The 15,771-nt window shown below is 61.1% G+C and carries 17 protein-coding genes; 7 read left to right on the forward strand and 10 right to left on the reverse strand.

The genetic code is table 11. The annotated features are described in order from the left end of the window. Window positions 1-31 precede the first annotated feature (31 nt). Entirely contained in the window at window positions 32-427 is a 396-nt protein-coding gene (locus PKE98_RS16415) for a carboxymuconolactone decarboxylase family protein (protein WP_271196398.1), read from the forward strand. A gap of 7 nt (window positions 428-434) precedes the next feature. Here PKE98_RS16415 and PKE98_RS16420 read toward each other — a convergent pair whose 3' ends face one another. The 3 genes from PKE98_RS16420 to PKE98_RS16430 all read right to left on the reverse strand — a co-directional run bounded on the left by PKE98_RS16420 (window position 435) and on the right by PKE98_RS16430 (window position 3,841). Further along, window positions 435-827, reverse strand: coding sequence for a VOC family protein (locus tag PKE98_RS16420; protein WP_271196399.1), 393 nt, complete (start codon window positions 825-827; stop codon window positions 435-437). A gap of 22 nt (window positions 828-849) precedes the next feature. Then, window positions 850-1,251 carry a GFA family protein gene (locus PKE98_RS16425; RefSeq protein ID WP_271196400.1) on the reverse strand — a complete coding sequence of 134 codons (402 nt, stop codon included), beginning with the start codon at window positions 1,249-1,251 and terminating at the stop codon, window positions 850-852. Between the two features lie 181 nt (window positions 1,252-1,432). Then, window positions 1,433-3,841, reverse strand: a complete 2,409-nt coding sequence (locus PKE98_RS16430) for an autotransporter outer membrane beta-barrel domain-containing protein (RefSeq protein ID WP_271196401.1) — start codon at window positions 3,839-3,841, stop codon at window positions 1,433-1,435. A gap of 114 nt (window positions 3,842-3,955) precedes the next feature. Here PKE98_RS16430 and PKE98_RS16435 point away from each other — a divergent pair, with 114 nt between their 5' ends. Beyond that, window positions 3,956-4,318, forward strand: a complete 363-nt coding sequence (locus PKE98_RS16435) for a hypothetical protein (RefSeq protein WP_271196402.1) — start codon at window positions 3,956-3,958, stop codon at window positions 4,316-4,318. A gap of 315 nt (window positions 4,319-4,633) precedes the next feature. Here the strand turns inward: PKE98_RS16435 and PKE98_RS16440 are convergent, their stop codons facing one another. After that, window positions 4,634-5,383, reverse strand: coding sequence for an SDR family NAD(P)-dependent oxidoreductase (locus tag PKE98_RS16440; protein WP_271196403.1), 750 nt, complete (start codon window positions 5,381-5,383; stop codon window positions 4,634-4,636). Between the two features lie 152 nt (window positions 5,384-5,535). Between PKE98_RS16440 and PKE98_RS16445 the strand changes: the two genes are divergently transcribed. The 3 genes from PKE98_RS16445 (at window position 5,536) to PKE98_RS16455 (ending at window position 9,163) form a co-directional block, all read left to right on the forward strand. Next, window positions 5,536-6,432, forward strand: coding sequence for a LysR family transcriptional regulator (locus PKE98_RS16445; RefSeq protein WP_271196404.1), 897 nt, complete (start codon window positions 5,536-5,538; stop codon window positions 6,430-6,432). Between the two features lie 111 nt (window positions 6,433-6,543). Next, window positions 6,544-7,344, forward strand: coding sequence for an SDR family oxidoreductase (locus tag PKE98_RS16450; protein ID WP_271196405.1), 801 nt, complete (start codon window positions 6,544-6,546; stop codon window positions 7,342-7,344). After that, window positions 7,337-9,163, forward strand: a complete 1,827-nt coding sequence (locus PKE98_RS16455) for a glycoside hydrolase family 15 protein (RefSeq protein WP_271196406.1) — start codon at window positions 7,337-7,339, stop codon at window positions 9,161-9,163. The genes PKE98_RS16450 and PKE98_RS16455 overlap by 8 nt, the downstream gene beginning before the upstream one ends. A gap of 267 nt (window positions 9,164-9,430) precedes the next feature. Here PKE98_RS16455 and PKE98_RS16460 read toward each other — a convergent pair whose 3' ends face one another. The 3 genes from PKE98_RS16460 to PKE98_RS16470 all read right to left on the reverse strand — a co-directional run bounded on the left by PKE98_RS16460 (window position 9,431) and on the right by PKE98_RS16470 (window position 11,370). After that, on the reverse strand, window positions 9,431-9,856 hold the full coding sequence (locus tag PKE98_RS16460) for a bleomycin resistance protein (protein WP_271196407.1): 426 nt from the start codon (window positions 9,854-9,856) through the stop codon (window positions 9,431-9,433). Between the two features lie 128 nt (window positions 9,857-9,984). After that, window positions 9,985-10,371, reverse strand: coding sequence for a hypothetical protein (locus tag PKE98_RS16465; RefSeq protein ID WP_271196408.1), 387 nt, complete (start codon window positions 10,369-10,371; stop codon window positions 9,985-9,987). A 177-nt stretch (window positions 10,372-10,548) separates the two neighbouring features. Beyond that, window positions 10,549-11,370 (reverse strand): helix-turn-helix transcriptional regulator, encoded by an 822-nt coding sequence (locus PKE98_RS16470; protein ID WP_271196409.1) that lies wholly within the window; start codon window positions 11,368-11,370, stop codon window positions 10,549-10,551. Window positions 11,371-11,469: 99 nt separating this feature from the next. Here PKE98_RS16470 and PKE98_RS16475 point away from each other — a divergent pair, with 99 nt between their 5' ends. Continuing rightward, the gene (locus tag PKE98_RS16475) at window positions 11,470-12,354 is read left to right on the forward strand and encodes an SDR family oxidoreductase (protein ID WP_271196410.1); all 885 of its coding nucleotides are present in this window, start codon (window positions 11,470-11,472) and stop codon (window positions 12,352-12,354) included. On the opposite strand, the gene PKE98_RS16480 is transcribed toward PKE98_RS16475, so the two are convergent. Then, window positions 12,351-13,019, reverse strand: coding sequence for an FMN-dependent NADH-azoreductase (locus PKE98_RS16480; RefSeq protein WP_271196411.1), 669 nt, complete (start codon window positions 13,017-13,019; stop codon window positions 12,351-12,353). The two genes, PKE98_RS16475 and PKE98_RS16480, sit on opposite strands and share 4 nt — an antisense overlap. 38 nt (window positions 13,020-13,057) lie before the next feature. Further along, complete coding sequence (locus PKE98_RS16485) at window positions 13,058-13,540, reverse strand: GNAT family N-acetyltransferase (protein WP_271196412.1); 483 nt, start codon at window positions 13,538-13,540, stop codon at window positions 13,058-13,060. Window positions 13,541-13,604: 64 nt separating this feature from the next. Here PKE98_RS16485 and pdxR point away from each other — a divergent pair, with 64 nt between their 5' ends. Further along, on the forward strand, window positions 13,605-15,047 hold the full coding sequence (gene pdxR, locus PKE98_RS16490) for a MocR-like pyridoxine biosynthesis transcription factor PdxR (protein ID WP_271196413.1): 1,443 nt from the start codon (window positions 13,605-13,607) through the stop codon (window positions 15,045-15,047). Here the strand turns inward: pdxR and PKE98_RS16495 are convergent. Beyond that, the gene (locus tag PKE98_RS16495; RefSeq protein WP_271196414.1) at window positions 15,040-15,519 is read right to left on the reverse strand and encodes a carboxymuconolactone decarboxylase family protein; all 480 of its coding nucleotides are present in this window, start codon (window positions 15,517-15,519) and stop codon (window positions 15,040-15,042) included. The two genes, pdxR and PKE98_RS16495, sit on opposite strands and share 8 nt — an antisense overlap. Window positions 15,520-15,771 lie beyond the last annotated feature (252 nt).

Genomic DNA, 15,771 nt, shown 5'->3' on the forward strand with positions numbered 1-15,771 from the left:
GAAGCTGCCAAAACATATTAGGAATAAGAACATGACGTCCAAGCACTTGATCGAATATGAAAATGCCAATTCGCGCGTACGTGCCGTGTACGACGACATCAAGCAAACGCGGCAGGTCGCTGACGTAAACAACTTCTGGAAATGCCTGGCCGCGCACCCCGACAACCTCGAACGCACTTGGCAAAGCCTCAAGCACATCATGGCGCCGGGGGCTTTAGACGCGCTGACCAAAGAACTGATTTACGTTGCCGTGAGCGTCACCAACAACTGCACCTACTGCATCGCATCCCACACCGCGAGTGCGCGCAAGGCCGGTATGACCGACGAGATGTTTGGCGAGTTGCAAGCGGTGATCGGCATGGCCAACGAAACCAATCGGCTAGCCACCGGCTACCGCGTGCCGGTGGACGATGCGTTTTTGCAGTGACACGCGCTCACTCGGCCTGATGGCAGCACACGCACAGCTTGTTGCCATCCGGATCGCGAAAATAGGCGCCGTAATAATCAGCATGGTAGTGCGGCCGTAAGCCCGGCTCGCCTTCGCACGTACCGCCGTTGGCCAGGGCAAACGCATGGCTGTTGCGCACCGCCTCACGGTTGGGCGCCAGCAACGCCACCATCTGCCCATTGCCCGGCTGGCTGGCCTGTCCATCAAACGGCGCGCCGACAACAAACAGCGGCCGAGGCGCCGCTGGCGACATCCAGCCTGCCCAGGGTTTGCTGGCGTCGCTGAATTTCAACACCAGGCCCAACTCGGCCATCAGCGGCGAATAAAACGCCAGGGCGCGAGAGAAATCATTGGTACCTAAAAAGACATGGGAGAGCATGGCGAGCTTCCAGGGTGGCGGGTTAACGAGACTGCGGCCAATGGTCCTCGATTGCATACCACGAGGCCTTGGAGCTCACTTCAACGTGCTGCTGTTTTTCGAGCGTAAAAGGCGAGTCCAACGTACCCAGTGCGATGGAAACCCAGTCACTGAATTCACCCGAGGTTTTCGACCAGAACAACGATGAACCGCATTGGCTACAGAACTGGCGAACCACCCCCTGCGAAGACGCATACGAGGCAAGGCAGATGGCGCCTTGGCTAATCAGCAAATCTGTACGCAACACGCTGCCGTAACTGGCAAATGCAGCGCCATGTGCCTTGCGGCACTGGCTGCAATGGCAGTGCGAGACCGCTTTGGGGCGGACCAGCAGTTGGTAACGGATGGCGCTGCACAGGCAGCTACCGAGGAAGCGGTCGGGCATTGGGAAAGGCCGCGGAGAAGGAATGACGCAGGGTAACTGGCCTGCTGCCCTACCGTCGATGTGTGTCGCTGTCGTCACTCAATCTTGGCGCCACGCCAACCGGCCGTACCTGTTCGTGGCGCGCACTGTTCTCTACCCACTGACCGATAAAAGCCCCGCCCACGGCGGGGCTTTTATCGTCCTACCACAAATACCGCACGCCCATATTCACTGCCCAAGGTTCCTCCATCTGCTCGCCCTTGGTGTGTTGCACATCCAGCGATACCTTGGTTTTGGCGCTGACTTGCAGTACACCACCCAAGCCGATTTCTGCGCGGGAGTCGGCCACCTGGTTGCGCAATTTGCGGCCGTTGACCTTCACCGTGCTTGCCCCCTCGAACTCCTGCACGTAAGAGGCTTTTACATAGGGTTGGGCGGCCATGCCGTTGTCGAGGGTCAGGCTTTTGCCAAGCAGCCCACCGAGCCGGGTTTGCAGTGAGTCGGCAGCCTGGGTGCGCACCGCCAAGCCATTGCTAGCGGTGTAATTGGCGCCGTGGGTGTAGGTGTAGGTCAACTCCAATTGCGGCTCTACAAACCAGGCATCCTGCAGCGCAATGTGCTTGCCCACTTCAACGTCAGCGCCGAGGCCTCGGGTTTTATAAGAACCTTTGACGCGCTCGCCGGTGTTGGTCAGGGTTTTTACCTGGTTGCTAAAGCGGTTGTATTTGCCCACGGCGTCGATGTAGTAGCCGCTGTCGTCCATCCACGTGCTGTAGATGCCCAGCAGTTGGCTGTCGATTTCACCGCTACCACCATCGCCGAAATTCTGGCTGGACGTGGCCATTCCCACCATACCTCCCAGGTACAGCGTGCCACCCTGACGGTCAATGCCCGAGTCGGCGCCCACTTCCATACCCCGCACGCTCTGCTCGAAGCCACGCCCGTAACCGTTGTCAATTTTGTAGGTTTTGCCGATGCCACGTGTCCACACACCGCCTTTGTCATTGCCCATGCGCAGTTCGCCCAGGCGTTTTACCAGAGCGTTCATCTCGGCCGCCCACAAGGTAGCCGCCGCAGCCTGGCTACCCAGCGCGGCGTTGGAACCGTCAGAAATATTATCGGGGCCGGGGCGCAGCGAGGTGTTGCGCAAAAACCAGTCATCTCCTTGCTGCTCCAGGGTGTAGCGAAAAGCGCCGGCATCCACGTGGGGGCGGCCAGCGAGGGCAAAGCGACCGTCACCGCCGTTGCCGTTAACCAGCATCAATTTTTCATCGGCCTTTGCCGGCTCCTTGCCGGAGTCGGCAACCGCCAGTGTGTGGTTGCCCTGGGTGGTGCCAAGTATGTGCAACAGGTCGCCGCGCAAACCAGCCAGGTCGGTGTTCATCACGAACGTACCACCGCCAGTAAGGTCGCCTTCTAGCGTCAGGGTCTTGAACCCGGCACCGGTTTCAAACGCCACGGTGCCTTGATTGTTCAAGCCGACCAGACGGGAATCAGCGGTCATGTTCCACTGACTGTTAAGCAGGTCCAGTTGGTCAAGGCCCTGAACCGCGCCGGTAAGCACCGAGCGATCAAGTTGCAGACGGGTGTCGCCGCTACTGGCACCGGCTACCCGTACATCGCCCACTAGCAGGCTGTTCTGGGCCGTGACATTGACGTTGCCATGGGCAACGCCAGTCGCGCTCTGGTTCACGTCCAGCACCTGCTGACCCGTCACCGTGACGTTTTTCAGGCTCAAGTCCAGCTGCCCACCCAACACCGCGATGGCGCTGCCTTTGGTGGCAGTCAGGCTGCCGTCCTCCATACTCACGTTATTCAACTGGGTACTGGCGCCGGCAATCGACTGCAAGGCAGCGCCGCTCACACCGTTAGCGCTGGCGTGCACCCTGCCCAGGGTCAAGGTGGCCCCGTTGGCAGCCACCAGCGCCCGACCGCCGTCACCCTCGGCGTTAATAAGAAAATCTGCGGCGGAAATGTTTCCGCCACGCGCGGCGTACAACCCGATACCGCCCTCACGGGTGGTGACGGAGCCGGTATCGAGGTTAATAACACTGTTATCGATGGCGAATACCCCGGCACCGATCTTATCGAGGGAGATGTTGATGTTTGTGGCGTCCATTCTGGCGGTTGAACCAGAGGCGTAGAGGCCATGGGACTGCGTGCCAGCGGTGGAAATGGCGATGTTGCTCAGTATGGCAGTACCGCCCTGGCTAGAAACCCCCACAGAGTTGTTGCCCGATGTGGTAATTCGTACTTGGCGCAGCGTGGCATCGTTCGTTTCACCTGGCAGCCACACGCCACCGGAGTTGTTGCCGGTGGTGGTGATCTGGGTATTAATCACCTGGGCGGTGGCGTGCCTATTGACGTTGATGCCGATGGAAGCGTCGCCACGCGTGGTGATGGTGCTGTCCGATACCTCGGCGGTCGCTCGCTGAGTCGCGTTAAGGCCCATCAGCAACAGACCGTGCGCCTCGCGTCCAAGCGTCCAGATATGGGTCGCACCAAATTCCAACGAACCACCATCCGTGATTCTCGCGCCGATGCCGTCCGCAGCGATGGTGCTGATCGAGACGTTGTTCAGTTCAACAGACCCACCTAGTTGGGCGTTCACGCCGTAGCCCATGTTCCCACTGGTTGAAATGTTGCCATTGTGTAATGAGACCTTCGACCCCCGGTTTAGGGCCTGCAAGCCCACGGAACCAGAGCCCTCAACGGATACCTGGGTATGAGTAAGTTCCACGATGCCGCCATTTCGCGCGTCTGCCGCCGAGGCCCAATTACCAGTGGTGCGCAGGCCCAGACGAGTGCCATTCAAATAGCCTTCGGAACGCAGCGCGTCGGCGCCAACGCCGCGCGTGGTCACTTGCGAATCGTTTACATGAACCTGTTCGCCGACCGCTGCTCGGACGGCGGGTGTTTGCGCGGTGCTGGTATCAATCGTCTGCCCGCTGACAACAGTGATTGCCCCGTACGCCGGAGCAAGGCTGAAGCTGGTCAGCCCAACAAGAATCAGGTGCGCTGCATGTTTACGTTTATGGCTCTGGGCAGGGCTAAAGGGGGGAACAAAAGACGCGCATTTCACAAATAACACTCCAGCAATTTGAGTAGCTGGTAGTGTCCTCAGTCAGCAGCATTTGCTCTGTGAGACCGCTCCCCCAGAGCAAAGGACTCGCTCCTAACAAATGGGTAGAAAAGCCCCCCCCCTTGCAGCCTGTTGCCGGCTTATAAAGCTCGCCGTTCACTGCCTTGCTTGACGTTGATTCATGGTCGAAGCAACCGTACACGCACGCCTTTCCCAGCCGCACCAACCTGCCCTCGGTGCTCCCGCCCTTCAATTCGATGAAGAAAAAGCCCAAGGCCTTTACGAACAAACAAAGGGGGCAAAGCCTCCCTGGTTCCTCACTCAGATCTGCGCAGTCCCCCCATCTACAAACAGCTCGATACCATTCACAAAGCTGCTGTCATCGGAGGCGAGAAACAACGCCGCCTTGGCGATCTCGCTCGCCTCGCCCAACCGACCGATAGGCACCACGGCCGCCAATTGATCGAACAGCGCCTGCTTGTGTTCGGCCGGCACCAGGTCGCCAAGACCGGGGGTGCGCACCGGGCCAGGGCTGATCGCATTCACGCGGATGCGGCGCGGTTTCAAATCCAGCAACCACGAGCGGGCAAAGTTTCGCACCGCCGCTTTGCTCGCGCTGTATACGCTGAAGTTTTCCGTGCCTTGCACCGAGGTGGTCGAGGAGGTCAGCAGAATCGAGCTGCCGTCACGCAGCAGCGGCAAGGCCTTCTGCACGGTAAACAGCGTGCCTTTTACGTTGGTGCTGAAAATCCGTTCGTACTGCTCTTCGGTAATGGCGCCAAGGGGCAGCATGTCACCACCGCCGGCGTTGGCGAACAGGATGTCCAGGTGCCCGGCCTGGACGGAGATCTGGGCAACGATGCGGTCCAGGTCGGCAAGCTTCGACACATCGCCCTGAATACCGATGGCACCTGGACCGATGGCGGCGACGGCTTTATCCAGTTCGGCATGACGGCGGCCGGTGATAAATACGGTGGCACCCTGGGCGGCGAACTCCTGGGCCGAAGCCAGGCCGATGCCGGTGGTGCCGCCAGTGATCAGTGCGATTTTGCCTTCAAGTCTGTTGCTCATGGTGTTTCTCCAGTCATTCAGTTCAGTTGGTTAGCGGTTCGTCGCTGAGCCGTTGATGCCGACTTTAGGCCTGAAGATTGAGCAGAAAAATACAGGTAAATGGTTTTGTTTATGCATACTTATGCACAATCAAAACAGCGCGGAGCGCAACGATGAATCAGTTATTGGCCATACGTGTATTTGCTCGTGTGGTGGAAAGCGGCTCGTTCACCAAAGCGGCCAACTCGCTGGACCTGCCCAAGACCACCGTCAGCAAACTGATCCGCGAGCTGGAAACCCACCTCGGCGTGCGCCTGTTACAACGCACCACGCGGCGATTGACCGTCACCGCCGACGGCACCTCGTATTACCAACTGACCAACCGTCTGCTGCATCAGTTGGAAGACATCGACCAAGGCTTCAGCAAGGCGCAAGGGTTGCCGCGAGGCAAGATCCGTGTGGATATCGGCGGCTCCACGGCCACCTTGCTGGTGATTCCCGCGCTACCCGAATTCTTTGCCCGCTACCCCGATATTCAGCTCGATCTAGGCGTCAGCGACCGCCCGGTAGACCTGGTAAGCGAGCGCGTGGACTGCGTGATTCGCGGCGGCCCGCTGGGCGAGCAATTGCTGGCGGTGCGAAGGCTCGGTGAAGTGTCATGGAGCACCTGCGCAACGCCGGCTTATCTCGCACGCCACGGCACGCCCACGCACCCCAAAGACCTGGCCCACCATCAATTGGTGACCTACCACTCCGCCGCCAGCAGCCGGCAGATACCAGCGCGGTTTCAGCGCGGTGATGAACGCCATGTGGTCGAAGGCAAAGGCCTTATCAGCGTCAACGAAAGCAACGCGCAGCTGGCCGCTGCCCTTGCCGGGCTCGGCATCATTCATACCTTTGGCTACACAGTGAAAGCGGCGATCGCGCGCGGTGAACTGGTACCGATACTGGCCGACTGGCAGGCCGAGCCCTACCCGTTTCATGTGCTGTACCCACCCAACCGCCACCTCAGCAATCGCGTGCGGGTGTTTATCGACTGGTTGGTAGAACGCTTCGCCCAGATCGATTGAATGGGGTGTATCGGCGCGCTGACAAACATTCCCGGCGCGGCTTACAAACACCTGAACCTCTGTTGCCCGCACCGGTCAGCTTTTACAGGCCGATTACAAGGGTGGGCACATATGCGTATTTCATTGCACGGCCAGGTTGCCCTGGTCACCGGCGGCAGTTCCGGCCTGGGTGCCGCGGCAGCCAGTGCGCTCGCTGAGGCCGGCGCGGCGGTGGTCATCAACTACCACTCCCACGCCGAACCGGCAGAAAAACTCGCCGCGCAGATTGTTGCTAATGGCGGCCGAGCCATTGCCGTGGGTGCCGATATTTCACAAGAGGACCAGGTGCATAACCTGTTCGCGCAAACCCTGGAACACTTTGGTGCGCTGGACATTCTGCTGGCCAACTCCGGCCTGCAAAAAGATGCCGCCATCACCGAAATGACCCTGGCCGACTGGAACACGGTGCTGGGCACTAACCTCACCGGCCAATTTCTCTGCGCCCGTAGCGCCTTGCGCCAATTTATCGCCCAGGGCCTGCGCCCGGACGTGTCGCGCGCGATGGGCAAGATCATCCATATGAGCTCGGTGCACCAAACCATTCCCTGGGCCGGGCACGCCAATTATGCCGCCTCCAAGGGCGGCGTGGATTTGCTGATGCGCACCATCGCCCAGGAAGTGGGCGAGCTGAAGATTCGCGTCAACAGCATTGCGCCCGGCGCAATCCGCACCGCCATCAACGCCGAAGAAACCGAAGGCTCGGCCGAGCAAAAATTGCTCAAGCTGATTCCTTATGGTCGTGTGGGCGATGCCGAAGATGTGGCCAATGCCGTGGTGTGGCTGGCCTCTGATCTTTCCGACTATGTGCACGGCACCAGCCTGGTAATAGACGGCGGCATGAGCCTGTACCCGGAGTTTCGCGGCAATGGCTGAACGCGAAGAAGAGCCGCAGAACCCCATTCAAAACCACGGCATCATCGGCGACATGCGCAGTGCCGCGCTGGTGGCCGACACCGGCAGCATCGACTTCTTTTGCTGGCCCGACTTCGACAGCCCCTCGGTTTTCAGCGCCCTGCTCGACAGCAATGCCGCCGGTATCTTTCAGCTCGCCCCGCGGCTACCCGATGCGCGTCGCGAGCAGTTGTACCGGCCCAATACCAACGTGCTGCACACCCGCTGGATCAGCAAAGATACGGTGGTGGAAGTCACCGACCTGATGCCCATCGGCCGCAGCAAAGACGACCTGCCGCGCATTGTGCGGCGCATTGAAGTGCATAACGGCCAGGCCACCATCGCCATGCGCTGCCACGTACGCCTGGACTACAGCCGTGCCGCCATGACCTCGCGCAAAGACGGCGGAGACATCTGCTTCGAAGCCGACGGCCTGCCCGGCATGCGCCTGTCGGCCACCACCGCGCTGCAGCTCGACAACGGCGCGGCCACCGCCGAATTTGTGCTGCACCAGGGCGACTGCGTGGAGTTTGTGCTGGGCGGCCTCGACGACCCGGCTGTGAACGCCGGGCATTGTCCGCGCTACCTCACCGAAACCATCGCCTTCTGGCGCCACTGGAGCCAACAGTCCAACTACCGCGGGCGCTGGCGGGAAATGGTCAACCGCTCGGCATTGGCGCTCAAACTGCTGACCTCACGCACGCACGGAGGAATCGTCGCCGCAGCCACCTTCGGCCTGCCGGAAACCCCGGGTGGTGAACGTAACTGGGACTACCGCTACACCTGGATTCGCGACGCCTCATTTACCGTCTACGCCTTTATGCGCCTGGGCTACACCGACGAAGCCACGGCGTTTATGCACTGGATGCACGGGCGCATGGGCGACTGCTGCGACGAGACCAACACGCTCGGCATTCTGTACGCCCTAGACGGCCGCGACACACTGCCCGAAACCACCCTGCCCCACCTTAAGGGCCATGCCGGTTCCACCCCTGTGCGCATCGGCAACGAGGCCTACCAGCAGGTGCAACTTGATATCTATGGCGAGCTGATGGATGCCGTGTACCTGGCCAACAAATACGGCAATGCCATCTCCCACGAAGGCTGGCAAAACGCGACGCGGCTGGTGAATTACGTGAGCGAACACTGGCGTGAAAAAGACGTCGGCATCTGGGAAATGCGCGGCGAGCCGCAGCATTTTCTGCACTCGCGGCTGATGTGCTGGGTGGCGCTGGACCGCGCCTTGCGCCTGGCCGTCAAACGCTCGTTGCCGGCGCCCTTCGAACACTGGATAGCCGCACGCGAAGCGATTCACAACGACATCTGGGAAAACTTCTGGAACGCAGACCTTGGCCACTTCGTGCAATACCAGGGCGGCCATAGCGTAGACGCGGCAATGCTGCTGATGCCCCTGATGCGTTTTGTCAGCGCCAGCGACCCGAAGTGGCTGGCCACGCTAAGCGCTATTGAAAGCACCCTGCTGCGCGCCGGCATGATGCACCGCTACCGCAACGACGACGGCCAGCACGATGGCCTCAGCGGCGACGAAGGCGCGTTTACGGCCTGCTCGTTCTGGTACGTCGAATGCCTGGCCCGCGCCGGGCAGATAGAAAAGGCCCACCTGGAATTCGAACAACTGTTGCGCTACGCCAATCCGTTGGGGCTTTACGCTGAGGAGTTCGATCCCCATGGGCGCCACTTGGGCAATACACCCCAGGCGCTGAGCCATTTGGCGCTGATCAGCGCGGCAACGTTTTTGAACCGCAAGCTGGATGGGGATAAAACCTTGTGGCAGCCGTAAACAGCGTTTTTTGTAGGAGCGACCTTGGTCGCGAACCCTGGAAACGACGGTCGCAACCAAGGTTTGCAGGAATCGAGGCTGAAGCCTCGATGTTTTTGATTTCTGCGTTTGCAGGGTTCGCCAGCAAGCTGGCTCCTACACAAACCCGGTGTCTATCTGTAGGAGCGACCTTGGTCGCGACCCCCGAAACGACATTCACTATCGAGGTGTCCAGCCTCAAAGTCTTTGATGGTGCGTTTGCCGGATTGGTCGGTGATGCGCTCTGCGTTATGCAACCGGTTTAAACCCCAAACTCTGGGTAAACCGCAGCAGATAGCCGTCGGGATCCTGCAACAGAAAATTCAGCTCGCCATGCAGCCGCTCACCGTCGCGGTACCAGCGCTCCTCCAGCGGCTTTCGCAACGCCAGCCCGGCGCCGGCAATAACCTCTGCCAGCCCTTGCGCATCGGGGCATTGAATCGAAAAATTTATCCCCCGCCCGAACGGCCGCTCCAACGGCCCGATGCGCCAAGGCGACTCTTCGCCGTCGTCCTGCTCCAGCATCAATTGGCTGGCGCCGTAGGAGAGAAAGGCGAAGTTATTTTCGGGCCGGTCGTACTCCACGCGAAAACCCAGAATGGCGCAGTAGAAACTCAGGCTTTGCTGGAGGTCCGACACAATCAGTTCCGGCACCAGCGCATTCATCGTGTCCATCAGCTCGTCCGTTGAGAGAAAACGCGGCTGAGTATCTGGATGCCCAGTGTCGGGCGCAACAGGGCGGTTAGCCGTAGGAAAAGGGGACTGATGATGAAGTCCCCTTTTAAATTGCTCGGCCGAGCCACTTAGCTATGTGCGCACAACTGCGCCGCACTCAGCAGAGCCCCTTTGTCTTGCCAGGCATCACGTTGGTGGGCGCTGAAGTGGTTTACGCCGTCCACCTCGGTTACTTCCACAATACCGCGAGCTTGCAGCGGATCTGCACTGCTGGTCAGCAGACGGCTTTGCCCGCGGCTGCTGGACGTGAACACCCGCTCGTTGTAACTGACGCTACCGCTTACGCAATCCAGGTATGTGGCGCTGTCTTTGGAGGTAACACCGCTGTAGCTGTCAGTGCTCAAGCGCACATCATCGGCATAGGCCGTGTTGGCCAGGCCGGTGAGCGCCAGAAAGGAAAAGGCCACGGCGCTGAGGAAGGTGCGAGCGTGTTTGAGGCTGGTTGGAATATTCATGGTCAGTACCCGTTGATCGTTACTTTGGTGCCAGCAGTTTGCTTGGCTGTGGGCAAAGTGTGGGCCTGGGTGGGCGGAAGCGGAATTCGATTGGGGTGATAGTGGAGTTCTGCGGCAATGATGCTGAATTCGCATTGCTGGGGTGAGTGCGCAGCCCTGGCTGCAAGGCGTGCTGATCTAACCTGCCATCAACACCCGAACTCGCTCGGCATCCGCAGCCGTCGCCGGGTTATAAACGATCAAGCCCAAATCTGGCCGACCGTCCACGGCAAAACCGGAATACTCAAGCTCGATCATCCCCACGCTCGCGTGGTGCAGGCGTTTGGTGCCTTCGCCGTGCACGCGCACATCGTTGTCACGCCACAGGGCGGCGAATTCGCTGCTGTGGCTGCACAGTTCGTCCACCAGATTGCTGACTTGCGCGGTGGCCCCGGCGCGGATGGCATCGGCGCGAAAAGCGCCGACGATAAAGCGCGCCATACTCGTCCAGTCGTTTTGCCGGGCCCGCGCGCCGGGGTTTAAAAACATGAGCCGTAGGATGTTGCGTTCGGCCGGCGGCAGCAGGCTGTAGTCGGTGAACACAGCGGCGGCTGCACGATTCCAGGCCAGCACATCCCAGGTGGCGGTTTTAATAATGGCGGGGCTGTATTCGAAGGTGTCCAACACCCGCTGCAAACGTGGCGTCACGCCCTCGGGCGCGCGGTACACCACTTCTGGTGGGTGGCCGAAGGCGAGCATAAACAGGTGCTCGCGCTCGGGTTCGGTCATCAGCAAACTCTGGGCGATGCGGTTCAGCACCTCGGCCGACGGCGCGCCGCCGCGCCCTTGCTCTAGCCAGGTGTACCAGGTGGCGCTGATATTGGCGCGCTGCGCCACTTCTTCGCGGCGCAAGCCGGGGGTGCGGCGGCGGGCATTGGAATAGCCGAAGTCGGCTGGATCCAATCGCGCACGGCAGTCTTTCAAGTAAGTGCCCAGTAGCTGCTCTGTCCGCTCGATCATGTGCCACCCTGTTAGTTCTTATACCCGGATAACGTCACGGCTTTTACCGGTTAAACACTACGTGCACGCTGGCCGCTCCTGCAAAGAGAGAATTGACCCATGCGCGTATTTCTTACCGGTTCAACCGGCTTTATCGGCACTCAGGTCGCTGAGGAGTTGCTCACCGCGGGCCACCAAGTGGTAGGCTTAACGCGCTCGGATGCCGGCGCTCGTAAACTGCTGAGCATCGGCGCCGAGGCCTTCCACGGCGATATTGAAGACCTGCCCGGCCTGCAACGCGGCGCCGAGGGGTGCGATGCAATTATCCACACCGCGTTCGATCACAACTTCGCCACCTTCGTCGCCAACTGCGAAAAAGACGCCCGCGTTATCGCCGCGCTCGGCGCGGTGCTGGAAGGCTCGCAGCGGCCGTTGCTGATCACCTCGGGCACCGCCATTGGCGCACCGGGCCTGGGCAAGGCCGCCGACGAAGACTATGCCGACCTCAACCACCCCAACCCGCGAGTCGCCTCCGAGGTGGCCGGCCACGCCCTGAGCGAGCGCGGCGTAAATGTGGTGGTGGTTCGGCTGTCGCAGATTCACAACCCGGTGAGGCAAGGGCTGGTGAGTTATGTGATCGACCTGGCGCGGGAAAAGGGTGTGTCGGCCTATATCGATGACAGCCCCGTGCACTGGTCGGCAGCCCATGTGGCGGACACCGCACTGCTCTACCGCCTGGCCCTGGAAAACGGCCAACCTGGCGCCCGTTACCACGGCACCGCCGAGTCGTCGATTGCCTTTGGCGAGATTGCCGAAACCGTGGGCGTTGGCCTGGGTGTGCCGACCGTGGCCTTGTCCCCCGAAGACGCCGCCGCGCACTTCGGCTGGTTGCTGGGGTTTGTGGGCAAGGATATGACGGCGGCCAGCAACAAGACGCGTGAGCGATTGGGTTGGCAACCAACCGGGCCGGGGTTGTTGGCCGATATCACCACCTGCTTGCGCTAGGCACGCAGCCCGGTCACGCACGAAGAACCAGAGAAAAACGCTTGCACTTGCTCGCTGGCTTCGGCGTGCGCCAGGTGCAAAGCCTCGGGCCCTTTCGCCGTGCCTTCAACAGTAAAGTACTGCACCTGCTCGAGCCCGATGGTGGCCAGAACGGCCGTCAGATAAGGCCGCAAAAAGTCTGGCTGACGGGCGCGCTCGCCGCTGATGTAGCCGCCGGCTGATACGGCCACATACACCGGACGATTGTTCAGGGTGCCCTGCTTGCCCTTGGGCGTACCTATAAACGTTTTGCCCACCCGCACCACATGGTCGATCCAGGCCTTAAGGCCCGAGGGCACGCTGTAGTTGTGCATGGGTGTGGCAATCAACAGCACGTCGCAGGCCTGCAACTGGCTTATCAGGTGGTCCGAACGACTCAGCGCGCCTGCCGCCGGCATTGCCACAAGCGCGCCCGGTGCCGCCAGTGCGTGGGTATAGGGGGCGTCGACAGGGGGCAGTGCAGTGAGGTTCAGGTCGGTCAATTCAATACCTCGTCTACCGGCCTGTGTGGCCAGGGCGAATAGAATCTGCTGGGACAATTGCAAGCTTTGCGACTCCGCCCCACGGGGGCTGGCCACCAGGCGAAGAACTCGCAGCGGTGTGTGTGGCTGATGGGACGACGTCATGGGGTGCCTCCTGAAACCTCAATGGGTAATGGCCGAAATCAGGCTGAATCGAACACTTTCTGAAAGCGCAGCGCGCCGGTATAGAGCCCCTCGCGAAAGTAAAAGCGCTGAGCGCGGGCGTTCGCCAAACCGGTGTCAAGCACCAGCCGGGCACAACCTTGCGCACGCGCCAGGCGCTCCAGCGCTTGCAACAAGCGCGCGCCCCAATGGCCACCGCGCTGGGCCTGGTCGGTGACCAGATCATCGACATACAGGTACGGCCCGTAGAGCAGGTTCTCCTGCAGGCGATAACCGGCCAGCGCCGCCAGCACCCCGGCGTCGAACGCACCGATCAGGCGGTAGCCCTCGGCACGCATGCGGGTTACCCGTTCAATGAAGTCAGCTTCGCTGGCCAGGTGGGGGCGCAATTGGGCCATCACCGCGAACGCAGTGCGAAGGTCTTGGGGCCCATCGAGCGGACGCAGGGCCGAATCGGCCAAGTCGAGCACGCTGGGTAAATGGTGGTGGTTTAAGTAGGTCATGGCGTCATCCTAGGCTAGAGTTGCCCCACTGAATTGAGCCAAGAAACAGGTTTCGGACTAGGCCATGAGCACCACGCCCTCGCCCTCTTTTGCCCCCCTGACGGACCTGCCTGATACGCCCCTGTATCGCCAGCTCTACGACCGTATCCTCGCGGCTATCGCGGCCGGCACGCTGGCCCCTGGCGCCCGCCTGCCTTCGGCACGGGCCATGGCCAAGGAACTGGGGGTCGCGCGGGGCACCATCGAGTTGGCCTACTCGCTGTTAACCAGTGAGGGCTACCTGCTCGCCCGTGGTCAGGCAGGCACGGTCGTCAACCCGGACCTGCAAAAACCGCCGACCACGGCGGCGCTGCCCAGCGAAGCCGCGCCGGTGGAAGACGCCCCGGACTCGCTCTGGCGTCCGGCACAGTTGCTGCCCTTTCAATTGGGGGTACCGGCACTGGATGCCTTTCCCCGAAAAATCTGGGCGCGGCTGGGCGCCCGCTATCTGCGCGGCATGCGCCTGGGCGATCTGGATTACCCGGCGCCGCATGGTTTGCCCCAATTGCGAAGCGCCATTGCCTCATACCTACAGGTGTCGCGCGGCATCGATTGCGGTGCGCATCAGGTCTTTATCACCAGTGGCTGGCGAAGCAGCCTGACCTTTATCGCCCATACCTTGTTGCTGGCTGGCGAACGCGCCTGGGTGGAGGACCCTGGTTTTCCGCCGACCCGGCAGATCCTGCGCCAGTTCGGCCTGGACATGGCGCCGGTAGCGGTGGATGCCGACGGCATCAATGTGGCGCAGGGCATTGCCTCGGCCGACGATGCCAAGGTGGCAATCGTGACGCCTGGCCATCAGAGTCCATTGTCGATGGCCCTCTCGCTGCCGCGCCGGCAGTTGCTGCTGGATTGGGCAGCCACGCGCAATGCCTGGGTGGTGGAGGACGACTATGACGGGGAGTACCGCTATGTCAGCCGGCCGCTGCCGGCGTTGGCCAGCCTGGATCGACATGGGCGCGTGCTGTACGCCGGCACCTTCAGCAAGGTGCTTTTCCCCGGTATCCGTCTGGCCTACCTGGTGGTACCGCAGGCGCAGGTGGCCGCGTTTGAACGGGTTGGGCGGGCGTTATTCGCCGCGGGGTCGCCGTCCATGACTCAGGCGCTGGTGGCCGAGTTTATCGCCGAGGGCCATTTCACCCGTCATATCCAGCGCATGCGCCGGCTTTACAGTGAACGACGCACCAGCACCATCGCCGCACTTGAGCGCGGTATGCCCGCGCACATTCGCGTCGAACCTTCGCCCGGCGGCATGCACCTGGTGGTGCGTTTAGCCGATGACGTAAACGACATCGCCCTGGCAGAGCAGTTGCTCGCCAAGGGCTATTCGTTACAGGCGCTGTCGCGCTGGGCCGCTTCGACGCAGCGCATCAGCGGGTTGTTGCTCAGCTTCACCAACTGCGCCACGACGGCCCAGGCCGAGCAATTGGGCGCGCTGATTGGCAAGGCGCTGCCCGGCCTCAGCTGAGGTTGGCCTTAGTCAAGCCAAAGAGTTTGTCGGAGGAACCGGGGATCGCCTGGAAGGCCACATTCACCCGGTTCCAGCCATTGATGGCGACGATCAAAAACGACAGGTCGGACAGATCCTCCGGCGAAAACTGCTCACTCACCGCGCCATACACGCTGTCGCTGATGCCCGGCGGATTGAGCAGCGTCAGCGCCTCGGTCCACTCCAGTGCAGCCCGTTCAACCGGCGTAAACAATGGCGACTCGCGCCATACCGCCACATGGTGCAGCCGCAGTTCGCGCTCACCGTGAATCTTGGCTTCCTTGACGTGCATATCGACGCAGAACGCGCAGCCGTTGATCTGCGAGGCACGCAGCATGATCAGGTGAGCGAGGTCGGCCAGCAGCGGCTTCTTGCTCAATTGCATGGTCAGTTCGACCAGCTTGTTCGAGGCTTGCGGGGACAGTTTGAAGTAGTCGAGGCGGTGGTTCATGGTCGGTACTCTGTGGGTTGTGGTGGAGCCACTCTAGCCACGCATGGCCCATCTCCACAGAGCCAAGAAGGGTCGTTCGAACTGGGCCATGTTGGCGAGAGCGCTCTGCCGCGAGACTGCCTGGCCTCAATATTCTGGATCCGAGCCTGACGAAAACAACTGCTACTGCACCATCGCCCCAGCGCAGGCTGGGGCGTGGACGCCGGCCATCCACAATCGGTCAAAACGACATGAACGGTGTCATTAAGACCC

The organism is Pseudomonas turukhanskensis, from assembly GCF_027922365.1.
GTDB classification, from domain to species: domain Bacteria; phylum Pseudomonadota; class Gammaproteobacteria; order Pseudomonadales; family Pseudomonadaceae; genus Aquipseudomonas; species Aquipseudomonas turukhanskensis.

What these genes read in the sequence shown, in the direction of transcription:
- PKE98_RS16415 (WP_271196398.1), top strand. Translation starts at nt 32, where the DNA reads ATGACGTCCAAGCACTTGATCGAATATGAAAATGCCAATTCGCGCGTA.
- PKE98_RS16420 (WP_271196399.1), bottom strand. Translation starts at nt 827, where the DNA reads ATGCTCTCCCATGTCTTTTTAGGTACCAATGATTTCTCTCGCGCCCTG.
- PKE98_RS16425 (WP_271196400.1), bottom strand. Translation starts at nt 1,251, where the DNA reads ATGCCCGACCGCTTCCTCGGTAGCTGCCTGTGCAGCGCCATCCGTTAC.
- PKE98_RS16435 (WP_271196402.1), top strand. Translation starts at nt 3,956, where the DNA reads ATGAGTAAGTTCCACGATGCCGCCATTTCGCGCGTCTGCCGCCGAGGC.
- PKE98_RS16440 (WP_271196403.1), bottom strand. Translation starts at nt 5,383, where the DNA reads ATGAGCAACAGACTTGAAGGCAAAATCGCACTGATCACTGGCGGCACC.
- PKE98_RS16445 (WP_271196404.1), top strand. Translation starts at nt 5,536, where the DNA reads ATGAATCAGTTATTGGCCATACGTGTATTTGCTCGTGTGGTGGAAAGC.
- PKE98_RS16450 (WP_271196405.1), top strand. Translation starts at nt 6,544, where the DNA reads ATGCGTATTTCATTGCACGGCCAGGTTGCCCTGGTCACCGGCGGCAGT.
- PKE98_RS16455 (WP_271196406.1), top strand. Translation starts at nt 7,337, where the DNA reads ATGGCTGAACGCGAAGAAGAGCCGCAGAACCCCATTCAAAACCACGGC.
- PKE98_RS16460 (WP_271196407.1), bottom strand. Translation starts at nt 9,856, where the DNA reads ATGGACACGATGAATGCGCTGGTGCCGGAACTGATTGTGTCGGACCTC.
- PKE98_RS16465 (WP_271196408.1), bottom strand. Translation starts at nt 10,371, where the DNA reads ATGAATATTCCAACCAGCCTCAAACACGCTCGCACCTTCCTCAGCGCC.
- PKE98_RS16470 (WP_271196409.1), bottom strand. Translation starts at nt 11,370, where the DNA reads ATGATCGAGCGGACAGAGCAGCTACTGGGCACTTACTTGAAAGACTGC.
- PKE98_RS16475 (WP_271196410.1), top strand. Translation starts at nt 11,470, where the DNA reads ATGCGCGTATTTCTTACCGGTTCAACCGGCTTTATCGGCACTCAGGTC.
- PKE98_RS16480 (WP_271196411.1), bottom strand. Translation starts at nt 13,019, where the DNA reads ATGACGTCGTCCCATCAGCCACACACACCGCTGCGAGTTCTTCGCCTG.
- PKE98_RS16485 (WP_271196412.1), bottom strand. Translation starts at nt 13,540, where the DNA reads ATGACCTACTTAAACCACCACCATTTACCCAGCGTGCTCGACTTGGCC.
- pdxR (WP_271196413.1), top strand. Translation starts at nt 13,605, where the DNA reads ATGAGCACCACGCCCTCGCCCTCTTTTGCCCCCCTGACGGACCTGCCT.
- PKE98_RS16495 (WP_271196414.1), bottom strand. Translation starts at nt 15,519, where the DNA reads ATGAACCACCGCCTCGACTACTTCAAACTGTCCCCGCAAGCCTCGAAC.